This is a genomic window from Leclercia sp. M50 (assembly GCF_037150775.1).
GTDB lineage: Bacteria > Pseudomonadota > Gammaproteobacteria > Enterobacterales > Enterobacteriaceae > Enterobacter.
In genome coordinates, this window is sequence record NZ_JBBCPK010000104.1 from 1 (window position 1) to 12729 (window position 12729).

General features: G+C 55.3%; 11 protein-coding genes and 4 pseudogenes. 5 read left to right on the plus strand and 10 right to left on the minus strand.

Translation table 11 applies throughout. The annotated features are described in order from the left end of the window. Positions 1-231 precede the first annotated feature (231 nt). Both WFM46_RS19770 and WFM46_RS19775 read left to right on the plus strand, forming a co-directional pair. On the plus strand, positions 232-1107 hold the full coding sequence (locus tag WFM46_RS19770; RefSeq protein WP_114316737.1) for an MBL fold metallo-hydrolase: 876 nt from the start codon (positions 232-234) through the stop codon (positions 1105-1107). A 102-nt stretch (positions 1108-1209) separates the two neighbouring features. Continuing rightward, positions 1210-1737: pseudogene (locus WFM46_RS19775) on the plus strand (EAL domain-containing protein); the annotation flags it as partial. Here WFM46_RS19775 and WFM46_RS23880 read toward each other — a convergent pair. Genes WFM46_RS23880 through WFM46_RS23895 form a run of 4 tightly spaced genes read right to left on the minus strand, consistent with a single transcriptional unit; the run spans position 1652 to position 2625 of the window. Next, positions 1652-1975, minus strand: a complete 324-nt coding sequence (locus tag WFM46_RS23880; protein ID WP_371414003.1) for a diguanylate cyclase — start codon at positions 1973-1975, stop codon at positions 1652-1654. The pseudogene WFM46_RS19775 and the gene WFM46_RS23880 overlap by 86 nt on opposite strands. 4 nt (positions 1976-1979) lie before the next feature. After that, positions 1980-2153: a hypothetical protein gene (locus WFM46_RS23885; RefSeq protein ID WP_371414002.1), complete on the minus strand. Its 174-nt coding sequence runs from the start codon at positions 2151-2153 to the stop codon at positions 1980-1982. A gap of 9 nt (positions 2154-2162) precedes the next feature. Beyond that, entirely contained in the window at positions 2163-2372 is a 210-nt protein-coding gene (locus WFM46_RS23890; protein WP_371414000.1) for a hypothetical protein, read from the minus strand. 19 nt (positions 2373-2391) lie between these two features. Beyond that, positions 2392-2625: a hypothetical protein gene (locus tag WFM46_RS23895; protein ID WP_371413999.1), complete on the minus strand. Its 234-nt coding sequence runs from the start codon at positions 2623-2625 to the stop codon at positions 2392-2394. 141 nt (positions 2626-2766) lie between these two features. On the opposite strand from WFM46_RS23895, the pseudogene WFM46_RS19785 reads away from it, so the two are divergent. Further along, positions 2767-2838: pseudogene (locus tag WFM46_RS19785) on the plus strand (IS1 family transposase); the annotation flags it as partial. A 283-nt stretch (positions 2839-3121) separates the two neighbouring features. Here the strand turns inward: WFM46_RS19785 and WFM46_RS19790 are convergent. Beyond that, a complete protein-coding gene (locus WFM46_RS19790) occupies positions 3122-4255 on the minus strand; it encodes a glutathione-independent formaldehyde dehydrogenase (RefSeq protein ID WP_114316735.1) in 1134 nt (377 codons plus the stop codon). A 410-nt stretch (positions 4256-4665) separates the two neighbouring features. Here WFM46_RS19790 and WFM46_RS23900 point away from each other — a divergent pair. Further along, a pseudogene (locus WFM46_RS23900) lies at positions 4666-4848 on the plus strand (transposase); the annotation flags it as partial. Positions 4849-4920: 72 nt separating this feature from the next. After that, a pseudogene (locus WFM46_RS19800) lies at positions 4921-5623 on the plus strand (IS1 family transposase). Positions 5624-5775: 152 nt separating this feature from the next. Here the strand turns inward: WFM46_RS19800 and WFM46_RS19805 are convergent. From WFM46_RS19805 to WFM46_RS19825, 5 genes are all read right to left on the minus strand, one after another. Further along, entirely contained in the window at positions 5776-7083 is a 1308-nt protein-coding gene (locus WFM46_RS19805) for a tyrosine-type recombinase/integrase (RefSeq protein WP_114316733.1), read from the minus strand. Between the two features lie 327 nt (positions 7084-7410). Continuing rightward, positions 7411-7863 (minus strand): hypothetical protein, encoded by a 453-nt coding sequence (locus tag WFM46_RS19810; RefSeq protein ID WP_336998322.1) that lies wholly within the window; start codon positions 7861-7863, stop codon positions 7411-7413. A gap of 334 nt (positions 7864-8197) precedes the next feature. Further along, complete coding sequence (locus WFM46_RS19815; protein WP_336998323.1) at positions 8198-9187, minus strand: glycosyl hydrolase family 8; 990 nt, start codon at positions 9185-9187, stop codon at positions 8198-8200. A gap of 9 nt (positions 9188-9196) precedes the next feature. Beyond that, positions 9197-9664 (minus strand): cellulose biosynthesis protein BcsD, encoded by a 468-nt coding sequence (gene bcsD, locus WFM46_RS19820; RefSeq protein WP_103824860.1) that lies wholly within the window; start codon positions 9662-9664, stop codon positions 9197-9199. After that, positions 9664-12729 (minus strand): cellulose biosynthesis protein BcsC (locus WFM46_RS19825; protein WP_336998324.1); only part of this gene is annotated, 3066 nt, incomplete at its 5' end. The genes bcsD and WFM46_RS19825, both read right to left, overlap by 1 nt.

The following is a 12729-nucleotide window of genomic DNA, read 5'->3' on the forward strand; positions in this document are numbered from 1 at the left end:
TTGACTGCTTCAATTTTAAACTCTTCGGGATAACGCTTACCGCTCATGGGCACCTCTCTTTAAGCCATCTTAAATGACTCTGAGGTGTCTGTTAAACCCGTGGCGATTCATCCTGCCGTGCTCCAGTTTATAAATGAGCGTTTCGCATACTAATTTGAGCAGTTCTTTTCTCAGAACACGTTATGATCTTTATGAAAATTTTTGTATCCCCTCACCGCAATGGAGTAAAACATGACATCACATCTGAACTGGCAGGCACCGGCCATCAATCGAAAAAAAGTGGGCGACATGACGGTGACCATGCTAAGTGATGGTTACCTCGACGTCTCCTTTGAACTGCTGTCAGGCATTGATGGGTCTCGTGCTGAAGCCCTGCTTCAGAAGCGGGGTGCCCCGGTATTACCTCGTATCAATATCAACGTTTATGTCATTCAGACACCTGAGCGTACCATTCTGGTTGACAGCGGCGCTGGTGGTATCAATGGCTGGGGCGGCCGGCTTCAGGTTGCCCTGGCAGCAGCAGGTATTGACCCCCTCGCTATCGATACCATCCTGCTGACTCACGCCCATCCAGATCATATTGGTGGACTTGCTGGTCCCTTACAGACTCCGGTGTTCCGCAATGTTCAGCAGCTTTTTGTTCATGAAAAAGAACTCGCTTTCTGGCGTGATGAAACCATTTCAGCAGGCGCGCCTGATGCGTTTAAGCCCTTCTTTGAAGTGGCAAAAAATGCCTTCAATGCTTATGACGATAAGCTGGTTCCATTCCGCGAGGAGTCGATTCTGCCCGGAATTCAGACAGTAGAACTGTTTGGACACACGCCGGGTCACAGCGGATATTTGCTGGGCGATGAAAAAGAGTCTCTGCTCATCTGGGGTGACATTGTTCATTTCCCTCACGTTCAGATTGCTCAGCCTGACGTTACAATCGCATTTGACAGCGATCCCGCTGCTGCGGCTGCCATTCGTGGCAAGCTGCTTGACCGTGTGGCTAGCGATAGTCTGGCCGTAAGCGGAATGCACTTTAACCTGCCAACTACAGGTAAGGTTGTGCGGGATGGCAGCACCTATGCGCTGAACTACGACCTCTGGTCACCTGCGGTATGATCCATCCCCTCCTGTTACGGCAGAGTGTACAGTCCGGGGACATCGTGAACACTTGTTCGGGGACATGGTAGACACTTACAACTAAGGCATAAGAACCCGTTTACGGACCGCACCATCGGCCGCCTTGTCCGCCTGCGCAACAGCTGCATCTAGCTCCCGGTGACCATAAACGCCAGTAGCCGGGACTTTGCCCGCGAGGGCTTTGCCGACGCGCTGGAGGCGAAGATGATAAAAGCGAAGCTTTCTCCCTCGCTGCTGGGCATTGAGTGCCTGGAGAGCGAGCGGATTATTGAAAACCTGGCGGCGATGCGCGGGCTGGAGATGCTGAAGCTGCGGGGGGGCGGGGTTTCGCTGGACGACTTCGGCACCGGCTACAGCAACATCAGCTACCTGCGGCGCATGCCGCTGGACGTTATCAAGCTCGACCGCACGCTCATCAGCGAAATCTTGTCAGACACCGCTTCACGCATCATCGCCATGCTGAAGGATCTGGACTACACGGTGCTGGCCGAAGGCGTTAAGGATGCCGATACGGTTACCGAGCTCACGGAGTACGGCTGCGACCAGGCGCAGGGATTCTTCTATTTCCGGCCGCTGCCGGAGGCGGAGCTTGACGAGTGGCTTTCGTGGAGCTGCGCGGCCAGTGCTGACCCGCTGCCACAGTTGCCAGGGACGCCACGCCTGCCGACACCGTCATGGCACCGACGAACGGGAACATCGTGGTGCTCACCACCTCGCGGATGCGCTCCGCCGTCCGGGCCGCATCCTCCAGCGCCGTCTGCAGCAGCAGGAGAATAAACTCCTCGCCGCCGAAGCGGCTGACCACGTCTCCCGTGCGGCAGGCCTGCCGTAGCAGGCTGACCAGCACCGCATCACCCGCATCGTGCCCGTACCAGTCGAAAGTGGTCGATATCAAGTGCAATCACGCACTGCGAGGCATCTTCGCGGCTCCTGTCCGCCAGCAGAGTAAAGCCACGCCGGTTGCAGAGCCCGGCCAGCGGGTCGGTCATGGCCTCGTCGCTGAGCGCGGCCATGGGGCCTGCCATGGCGTGGCGCTACTCCTCCTCCACGGCCTGCTTCAGACGGTCGGCCTCAAAGTACCAGGCCTTCACCGATGCCAGCGACGCGTCATTCCCCTCATCCCGCACCATGCCCGCCAGCGTCTCCAGGGGAGAGGCAATGCGCCCGGCCAGCAGGGTCACCACGGCGACCGTCAGGATAACGATGCTCAGCAGGAACCACAGTGCGTTTTCTGCCGTGCGCACCAGAATATGCCGGACCGTCTCAGAGGTCCCGGCGATAAAAATGTTCCAGTCCGTTTTGTGCAGGCTGGCGTAGCCCGTCCGCCTCCGAGCTGAACCGCCCGCTGTCCATGGAGGCCAGCCGCTTGCGCAGCGCGGAGTTCAGCGCCATTTTTGTTCCCATGCGTGACGGATCGTGGCTGAAGATGATGAGGCCGTCATTGCTGACGATAGAGCCGCGAGCGTAGAAATGCTGGCTCAGGATGTCGCTCAGCATGCTATGCTTTTGAGGTAGATTGTGCCGCCAATGTAGCCCAGGTAACTGCCGTGCGGCGTGAAGAGCGGCTGCGACAGAAACCACGTAGTTGCCCGTCGCCGAGGTAAAGGGCGCCGAAATAAACGGCTTCTGCGTGGCGATAGCCTGCCGAAATCGGTGGAGCTGCATGACAAAATCATCGGGCATTATCTGAACATAAAACACTATCAGTAAGTTGGAACCATTACCAGTTTCGTCTGCTAAGGCCAGCTAAAGTAAAAAGGTCAAAAAATGACCTTAACGTACAATAATTTTCGGTATCCAAACTGACCCCTAACAGATATAGTGATCCGATCCTCAGCGTCGGAGCAGGCCGCGCCACTCGGTAAAACTCCGGCATGGGCGCGCTTGGCAACTGGAGATATGAAGAATAATTACCTGACAGGGTACCTTTTTGCACCCTGTCAAAAGGGATGCGATTTCCCGATTTTTGCTTTCGCTTACCGGTCAACGTTATTTAAGGCTTAAGGATAACCTTTGTCCATCCCTCATCTCGATCATCGAAGTGTTTATATCCCACAGGAGCCTCTTCAAGCGAAAGACGGTGTGAAATTATTTGACCCGGGGTGGCTTTCCCGTGATGGATGAGGCGGGAAAGCTGACGGTTATAGGCCTTGACATTAGCCTGTCCGGTACGGATTGCCTGTCCTTTAAACCAGAAACTGCCAAAATCAAATGGCACCCTACCCTCTTTTGCAAGGTCAGATTCAGCGCCCGGATCCTGAGGAATAAAAACGCCAACCACACCAATTCCCCCTGTTGCTTTCGTTGATGCAACAAGACTGTTCATGGTGACCGAATTGTCTTCATGACCATGCTTGTTACAGCACTGATAGCCAACACATTCGCAGCCACAATCAGTACCGCGTCCATCCGTCAGGTCGAGAATTTTTTGGACTGCTTCATCACCAATAGCATTAATGCCTATAGCTCCCATTTTTTCTGCCAGAGCCAACCGGTCCTTATGCGTATCCACTACAAACACCTGTGAAGCGCCTTTAATGATCGCTGAATGAGCGGCCATCAAACCAACTGGACCTGCGCCATAGATGGCCACGCTTTCGCCAGGCTTTAATCCGGCAAGTTCTGTTGCATGCCATCCGGTAGGAAAAATATCAGAGAGCATAACATAATCATCTTCTTTTTCTGCCGCGTCGGAAGGAAGAACAAGGCAGTTAAAGTCGGCAAATGGTACCCGAAGCAGTTCCGCCTGACCGCCTTCCCAAGGCCCCATTTCAGCAAATCCATAGGCTGCTCCAGCTGTACCCGGATTGGTGGTAAGACAAAAGCCAGTCAGACCTTTTTCACAGTTTTCGCAAAAACCACATCCTACGTTAAACGGCAGGCAAACATAGTCACCCACCTTAATACGTTCAACGCCCGAGCCAATTTCTACCACTTCACCCAGGTTCTCGTGGCCCAGAATACGTCCCTGTTCGAAGCTAGTCCGGCCCTCATACATATGCAGGTCCGATCCACAAATATTGGTGGTGGTAATGCGAACAAGGACATCCGTAGGACGAACAATTTTTGCATCAGGTACGTCTTTAATCCTGACATCGTAAGGACCATTATAAATTACTGCTTTCATGTTTTTCTCCTTCTTACATCCGGAATCCGGAAGCAAACTGCTGCCCGGCGGGTTGGGGTATCAATCAAGCTTAGCTGCGATGACAGATATTGCGAAGGGTGGAGGGACGAGCTGGATGTTCCTTACCAGAGTACCAAGGCGTTTGTAAGCCAAGCACTTACTGATGAAGGCTGCCTTGAAAACGTTTAAAAATCATGGGTGAATACGTTTTCTAAGCAGACAGGCAAACACTACACAGACGTTTGCCTTTCCCTCAGTAAGTTCTGTACCAGTAGCGGATGTTGCTGAGGTTAATGGAAAAATAAGAGGTGTCTTCGCCTGCTGATTTTTACATCCAGTGTAGTGTTTCACTGAATTTGGCCACCTGAACAGAGGTGATATGCTTACTTCAGAACAACTCAGGCGCTCCAATGAAAAAAAATTTCAGTACAGAGTTCAAACGCGAATCCGCTCAACTAGTTGTTGACCAGAACTACACGGTGGCAGATGCCGCCAAAGCTACGAATGTCGGCCTTTCCACAATGACAAGAGGGGTCAAACAACTGCGTAATGAGCGTCAGGGCAAAACACCAAAAGTCTCTCCGATGACACCAAAAAAATCGAAAATCACCACAATGGCAACCCGGAGAGGCTACCAGATGGGGCGCTGGCTTACTGGCAGGCTTATGAAAGAGCTGGGACTGATTAGTGGCCAGCAGTCGACTCACCGGTATAAACGTGGCGGTCATGAGCACGTCGTTATCTCGAATAATCTTGAGCGACAGTTTGCCGTAACGGAGCCCAACCATGCGTGGTGATGTGACCTATATCTGGACGGGTACACACCAGAAAATCGTTGATATGACCATGAATGGCGTCGGATGCCGGGCAACCGCCCGCATTATGGGCGTTGGCCTCAACACGATTTTACGGCACTTAAATACTCAGGCCACAGCAGGTAACCTCCCGCATACAACCGGGCAGTGACGTTATTGTCTGCGCTGAAATGGACGAACAGTGGGGCTGCGGCGGTGCTAAATCACGCCAGCGCTGGCTGTTTTAGCGTATGACAGGATACGCAGGACGGTCGTAGCACACGTCTTCAATGAACGCACTATGGCCACGCTGGAGCTTCTTCTGAGCCTGCTGTCGCCCTTTGATGTCGTGGTCGTGGTATGGATGACGGATGGCTGGCCGCTGTATGAGTCACGCCTGAAGGGAAAGCTGCACATTATCAGCAAACGTTACACGCAGCGCATTAAACTGCATAACATGAATGTGAGACAGCCTCTAGCCAGGCTGGGAAGGAAGTCACTGTCGTTCTCAAAATCGGTGGGGCTGCATGACAAAGTCATCGGGCATTTTCTGAACATAAACCACTATCAGTAAGTTGGAACCATTACCCGTAAAAGGCCACATTGATCTTAAGAAACAAGGACCTGTTGGTAGAAAGTAAATTGAGCAACAACTTAAACACAACCGAAAACTGGCGAAAACCGTTGGTCTCGCCAGCAAATCCAGAGTTCCGATTTAAGTAGCCTTCATTTCTGCCGAAAAAGATTCACTACGTTGTTTTCTTGCTGTTGCTGGTGGTTGTTCACCCGCGACTCCCAGATTTCGAGTGCCTTACGCTTTTCAACCAAGTAATCGTAACGATCATAGTGTTTAGAACTTACATCCTGTAGGGCATGGTTCTGAATACGGTCACGCAGGTCTTTAGCGATACCCGCTTCCCCCATCAGAGTCTTACAGGTACGGCGAATATCACGAGCAATAAATGACGGGCTCAACGAAAAGTGTTCCCGATAATAGATGATGGCTTGCGCGAAGCTGTCTGTGCGCAGATGCTGTTCAGATTTGATGCGCTGCGGGAAGATGTAAGGGCTCTGATTAAGATTCTCAGCTTTCAACTTTTCGAGTATCCCAATGGCTGACTCAGTCAACGGTACCAGATGGTCTCTTTTATTTTTCGAAACATCCGCCACTATCAATAACGTCTTCTCTTCCCAGTTAATCGCACCCCAACGGCTGGAAACCAGTTCATGTGGCCTCTGGCCGCCCGTGTAGACACATAAGTTAAGCAATTGACTGATTAACAAGCCCACTTTTGGCGCTTTGGGGAAATCCCCCATCAATTGCAGCAACTCATCTAATTTCAGCCAGTTTGTACCCGGTTTTTCCGCTGCTGATTGTTTAGGAATGACACTGACTGGGTTCATCAGGAGCCCAAACATAACATTCTGCAGGTGGTTTGCCGGGTCGTTGTCTGCCTTCAATCCATAATTGAAGGCTGCCATTAGATAAGAGCGGACACGGTTTGCTTCAACCGAGGCTCCACGTTTGATAATAGCCGCCAGAATTTGTTTGATATGAGCGGGTGTAACGTCACGCGCTTTCGTCACTTTAGGTATAAATAGGTAGGTTTCTTTTTCCAGCCGGTACAGGACCTGTTGCCAGGTACGTTTGCCGTCTTCACGCATTTTGGTGGTGTAACCCAAAATGAGTTGCTCAATGCTGCCTTTGAGCTGGTCTTCGCGCTGTTGTTGTTCGGCAGTAAAGAGTTGTTCTGCGATTTCAGCTTTAGGAGATTTTCCTTCTTTAAGAAGGCCCGCATGTTCCTTACATTGCAGCCTTGCCTGAGCGAGTGACAACTCAGGAAAGCGGCCAAGCAGAATGAATTGCCGTTTACCCTGCCAAAAATAGCGATAGTAAAAAACTCGCTGGCCTGATGGCTCGACTTTCACCCCTAAACGCCCAGCCCCACGCTCACCGCTTTTGTCCCAGATGTAGTAAGCAGTTGTTTTCGGCTTTAAGCCGCTAATCATCGAGACAGTTAAATTATCAGACATAGCGTTTTCTGTTCTTCCTTCGTTACATCACCTAGCTGATTCTGGGTGATGTAGTGGGTGACGTAATGATGATACTGAAGGATAAAAAGCAGAACAACATGAAACAGCAATCATAAAATAAACTATTGTTATTTATATCCATTAAGTCTAATTGCAAAAATATGAAAAATCATGAAACATCAAATCCATATGACTCATAATCGCTTGGTCGCTGGTTCAAGTCCAGCAGGGGCCACCAAATTTTAGCTTTAAAATCAAAGAATTAAGCCGCTCCAGTGAGTGGCTTTTTTTATACGCTAACACCAATAAGTAGCTTCTAGCACACTCTCAGTGCGTCCGGTACGGCTCCCTCACATAATCCCGCAAGATATGCACCAGATCGTGCAGCAGCCCGGTCAGATCCTCCGCGACTGCGCCCGGCAGCGTATTTCCCAATAACGCCCGGTTCAGCGACTGGAGATACTCAACCATCAGGTACGTTTCCTGCCAGCAGTGCGGCATGGCGGAATCCGGCAGCTCATCAACGGTGAGCTGGGCAATAAGGTGTGGGGGTAAATCTTCATCACACAGTTGCGCCAGTCGGGTGAGCACGTGCGACAGCCGTCCGCATAACGCCAGACGCGCGGTAATTTCTTTAGTTTCAAGCAGAACTGTTACCAGAGCCGCGCAACGATCCGTGACCTCAAACAGGTCAGCAGAGGCAGGCAGGGGCGAGGTGAGCAAGTGGCGGATAACGCTTTCGTCAGATTCGGGGTAAGTCAGGGTTGGGATCGTAGCCATAAGGCATCCTCCGTTGAGTTTATTAAGCCACATTCCTGAGTTCCTAAGCTCAGGAGAGTGGCGGCGCTGACAGGGTTAGGAACCGGAACTCAACGGCAACCGGCCAGCCTTTCGGCTGCCCTGCCAGCGCCACCGATGATTTTACAGCGGTGTGCGCTGGCCCGATACATAAACCTGTACCGCAGTTGAGTTGTTCGGGTTCCTACGCCCGGTTGCAGGTTTCACCGCAACGAGGAGACTCTACGCCCTGCTCTCCCTCACACAAAACAAAAAGCGCCACCGCAAGTCATTCTTGCGAGGCGCTTTCCAGAATCTCACTGTAAGAAGATAAAACTTATCTCGCCAGCGACACCAGCATCTTCAGACTTGCAGAATAGTAATCCTCCTGAGCCGTGATCTGTGGCTCGCCCGACGGGAGTTGCCCCATCGCCAAATCACGCACCGCCAGCAGACCGCCGTCCATCATATAGGGCGCCGGATCGTTGGTGGTGATGTTCACCCAGGCTGGCGTCTGGGTACGGGCAAAACGTCCCCAGTAGGCGGTATAGGGTGCCATCAGCGGGCTGGTTGGCTGATACCACTTCACGTACAGCGGCACGCGGATCGCATCGTAGCTGAAGCGCGCAGGCCACTCTTTAGCCGGGGTTACGCGCCCGTCGGCGTACAGTGAAACCCAGTCCGCAGGCAGCTGCGTGTTGCCGAAGCGCATTTTCACCAGCAGCTTCTGCCCGTCGTTGATCAGATCACGCCACACCGTCAGATGGCTGCGCTTCGCGAAATCCTCCCAGGCCGGGAAGATAAAATAGGACGGGTTAAGATTCACATGGCTGTTGAGGTTAAAGCCTTTTGCCCCAGGCAACATCACGCGGTAACCGGCAAAGCTGATCACATTGCGGGCCACCAGCTCTTTGGTGATGGCGTCCGACGCGTTCAGGTAATTGCTGTCATTCCACTGGGTGCCCGCCTTTAACAGCGCCCAGGCGATAAAGGTATCGCCGTCGGTGGCATTGTTTTTATCCATAACCGGATCGGCGGCCACCGGGTTAAAGCGCCAGTAGAACAGGCCGGTCTGTGGGTTTTGCAGATTCTTTTTGGTCCAGCTCCAGATTTTGTCAAAACCCGCGCGATCGTTGTTGCGCACCGCCATCATCATGGCGAAGCCCTGCCCCTCGGTATGGCTCACGCTGTTGTTGCCGGTATCAATGATGCGACCATCCGGCATCAAAAACCGCGCCTTGTAACTCTCCCATGCGCTTCCAGCGAAAACCTGATGGCTTAACAACAGCCCCAGCGCCAGAACCACGATTTTAATTCGCTGCCACATGGCCGATCCTTATTGATTGTTTTGATATCTGAAATGGATAACCGTAGCCGAGGGGGATGCCTCCCGCCACAGTGAAACGTGCGATTTTCCGCCCTGCTCGCGCAGCCAGCGGGCGTAGAGCCCCTCCAGCACCGCGCTGAAGGCATGGTTCCAGGCCATCTGCTTTGCCTCTTCAGGCGGCACCGGCAACGCCGTATGCACGATGCGGATCGCCGTGTCGCTGGCATCAATATCAATATAGCCCCAGTTAAAGGCCGCCAGCCGGGCGTTGATCTGCTCTTCGAGTTCGCCCACCGTGTGCGCCAGCGTCAGCGGAAAGCGCTCGCCCAGGGCGTCGCCCATCTGCACGAGAAAGGCGCGACTCTGCGCCTCGCCGACGTTCGCCACCATCGTCTCAACCATCACGTGGATCAGTCCAAACCAGCCCGACTGGGACTGTTGATGCTGGTAATAGTGCAAAAGCTGTTGATCGTTCATTACTTGTTCCCCAGAAGGTAGCGGAAGTAGAGGCTTGCGGTGCTTTCGTTGTAATCACCGAAGGTGTCATACCCAATCTGCCCGCCGATGGTCATATCTTTGTTGAGTTTGTAGTCCGTGGACGCGCGCAGGTTGTAGCCCAGGCCGTTTTCGCTGTTGCCTTTGTAGAACGCCTCTTTGGCGAAACCACGGGAGACGTAATCTTCCAGCTGGCGCTGCATGGCCGCGTCCGTCGGGAAGTATGGGCTCTCATCCTGGGAGTAGGACTGATAACCAATCGACGCGCCTAACCCCAGGTTCCAGTTGTCATATTTCTGGGTGTAATCCACCGGGAAGGAGACGCTGATATAGTCCTGCGGACTGAAATAGCCCCCCTGCCCGTAGCTGAAGTAGCTCAGGTTTTTGTCGAAGTTCATGTAGTTCATGTTGATGCCGGCTTTCAGCTCGCGGTCGGCGGCGTAGTAAGGGCGGAAATAGACCCCCGCAGAGCCGGTGACGCTGGTGTTGCTCGGCACGTTCTCTCCGACGTAGTCGTACACGCCAAACCCGGCGTAAAAACCTGCATCGGTATTGTCATAGCTCAGCTGCGCGCTGCCGCCGTTTTTGGTGACCTGGCCCCACTTCTTGCCGCTGTATTTGTCCTCAACGCCGACATAGGAGAGGAGGCTGTCTACCACCGCACGACGCTCGCCGGTAAGCACCAGCTTGAGGTAATCGGTCAGCTGTGGCGACCACTGGATCCCACCCACTACGGTATTCAGATCCTGGCCCAGCGGCGTGGAGCCGACGTCAATTTTGTATTGATCCCCGGTGAGCGCCATCGCCACTTCCACACCCTGGGCGCTTTGCGAGCCCTGGGACGGCACCTTGATTTTGTCGATATTCGGCAGCTCAGGCGGCGTGGTGGTGGAGGCGTTATAGAGCTCTTCGGCCACGCCGCCCTGAATCAGCGCCCCGGTACCAAACCGGCGGCTGGATTCATCGGACGAGGTACCCGCATCGAGGCTAATCGGCGTGACGTTAACGTCCAGGCGGGAATCCCCGAACGGCACGGTGGACCACTGCAATGGCGCCTTGATCTCGGTGAGCTTGCTGAGCCCATCTTCGCCGTCACGCGCGCGCAGGGAGGTTGATCCCCGTGCCCAGGTGGCGGTTTTATCCACCAGCATCTCCATCATGTTATCCACCTGGCGCAGCGTACCGGCCTGGGCGGTTTCCACCGGCAGATCGGTGCGCACGGTACCCGGCGGCGCGGTCTGTGGATTACGCGCCAGCTGGGCCACCTGCCACGGCATCGCCTGGCCGTAGAGCGACGGCGACGCCGCCACCTCGCCGGTGCTGGAGGTTCCTACAAACGGGTTGTCGGCCAGTGCCAGGCCGCCCAGCATTGGGGCGGTTTCACCGGTGTTATTCTGCAGGCCGAGCAGCTTGCCGCGCGCGGTGCGCAGATAGCTCATCGCCTGCTGATGGTTACCTTCCGCCTCGGAGACCCGCGCCAGCAGCAGCAGGCGCTCCGGCGTACCGTCATTGGTCAGCCCGGCGCTCAGCTGCTTCGCTTTATCGACGTTTTTGCTGGCCAGGGCCACATCGATCGCCCCGGCCCGCGCATCCTGCTGCGGTGTATCGCGGGTCATCAGGTAGTCGTAGACCACCCCTGCCTCTTTATTCATCTTGCCGGACTGATAGACGCGGGCCATCGCAAACATCAGATCGGTGTTCTGCGGATCGTTTTGCATGGCGCGGATCAGCTTATCGTAGGCCGCGGCATAGTTGCCCTGGGTGCGCAGACGATCGGCCTCGTTGATCACGTAGCCGTTGCGAATGCTCGCCAGCTGGGTTGGCGTGCTGCGGGACTGCAACTCCGGGCTGGCAAGCCAGGCCTGGGCTTCGCTGCCCAGCCCCGCCTGATTGAGCACCGCCACCTGATCGGCATAATCCCCGGCGTTACCCTGCACGCCGCGGCGCATGTTGTCGTGGACCACACTCACCGCAGTGGTGACATCCCCGCTCTGGGCCAGCATCCGCGCCAGCTTGCCCGCATCCGCCGGGCTTTGTGGCGGACGCGCCGCCAGGGCTTTCAGGGTGTTGGCCGCCGCGGTGCGATCGCCCTGCGCCAGATAGCGCTCGGCGACGTTCATCTGCAGGTTGTAGTTGACCCGCTGCGACAGCTCGCGCATATCGCGATTCTGGCTGGAGGCTGGAATGCGCGACAGCAGGGTTTGCGACTGCTGCCAGGCGTTGTTTTCACTGGCGAACAGCGCGGCAGCGTAGAGTTCGCTGTTGCTGGCGTTCGGGCGGAAGGCCGGTGCCATGGTGTTGGCCGCCTCTGCGTCGCGTCCCTGTTTCTGCAACAGACGCGCAAGATCGAGACGCAGCCAGGGATCGGACGGATAGCGGGCCGTCCCCTGCTGCAACAGCGCAATGGCGCGCTGCGGATCGCCGTTGGCCGCCGCCTGCTGCGCCTGACGGCGCAGCGGATCGGTCGGGTTGCCGCCGGAGACGCGCGGCTGGAGCCTCGCCTGCAGGCTTGCCGGCAGGGTCTGCAACATCGCCTGGGCTTCGGCGGTTTTGTTCTGCTCGCGCAGGACGTAGTAGAGGTTTTCCCGCGCCGCGCCGTTGTTCGGCTGCTCGGTCAGCAGGCCGCGCAGGGTCTGCTCCGCCGAGGTGTAATCTTTGTTATGCCGCTGGACATCGGCGCGGAACAGCTTCGCCGCCGCCCCCTGTTCGCCACTGCGCTGGGCGAGCGGTGCGCTCAGGGCCAGCGCCTGGCTGACGTTACCCTGTTTGTAAGCCGCCTGCGCCTGGGCCAGCTGGCCGTAAAACTCGGCATCCTGCGCCTGCTGCTTGCGCTCCTCAGAGGCGCTTCCGCCCAGGCTTGCTGCACGGTTCAGGTATTGCGCGCCTGCGGCGTAGTCGCCCTTGCGCAGGGCAACGTAGCCCATCCCGGCCAGCGCGTCGGCATCTTCCGGGTTGGTCTTCAGCGCCTGCTCAAACTGGCTGCGGGCGGTATCGGTATTGCCGCTGTTCAGCACCACATAGCCTTCGCCTTTTGCCACCCCGCCGAT

Bases quoted from the DNA above. Each gene is read 5' to 3' on its own strand.
- WFM46_RS23895 (WP_371413999.1), bottom strand. From the start codon at position 2,625: ATGCTGAGCGACATCCTGAGCCAGCATTTCTACGCTCGCGGCTCTATC.
- WFM46_RS23885 (WP_371414002.1), bottom strand. From the start codon at position 2,153: ATGGCAGGCCCCATGGCCGCGCTCAGCGACGAGGCCATGACCGACCCG.
- bcsD (WP_103824860.1), bottom strand. From the start codon at position 9,664: ATGAACGATCAACAGCTTTTGCACTATTACCAGCATCAACAGTCCCAG.
- WFM46_RS19790 (WP_114316735.1), bottom strand. From the start codon at position 4,255: ATGAAAGCAGTAATTTATAATGGTCCTTACGATGTCAGGATTAAAGAC.
- WFM46_RS19810 (WP_336998322.1), bottom strand. From the start codon at position 7,863: ATGGCTACGATCCCAACCCTGACTTACCCCGAATCTGACGAAAGCGTT.
- WFM46_RS19805 (WP_114316733.1), bottom strand. From the start codon at position 7,083: ATGTCTGATAATTTAACTGTCTCGATGATTAGCGGCTTAAAGCCGAAA.
- WFM46_RS19770 (WP_114316737.1), top strand. From the start codon at position 232: ATGACATCACATCTGAACTGGCAGGCACCGGCCATCAATCGAAAAAAA.
- WFM46_RS19815 (WP_336998323.1), bottom strand. From the start codon at position 9,187: ATGTGGCAGCGAATTAAAATCGTGGTTCTGGCGCTGGGGCTGTTGTTA.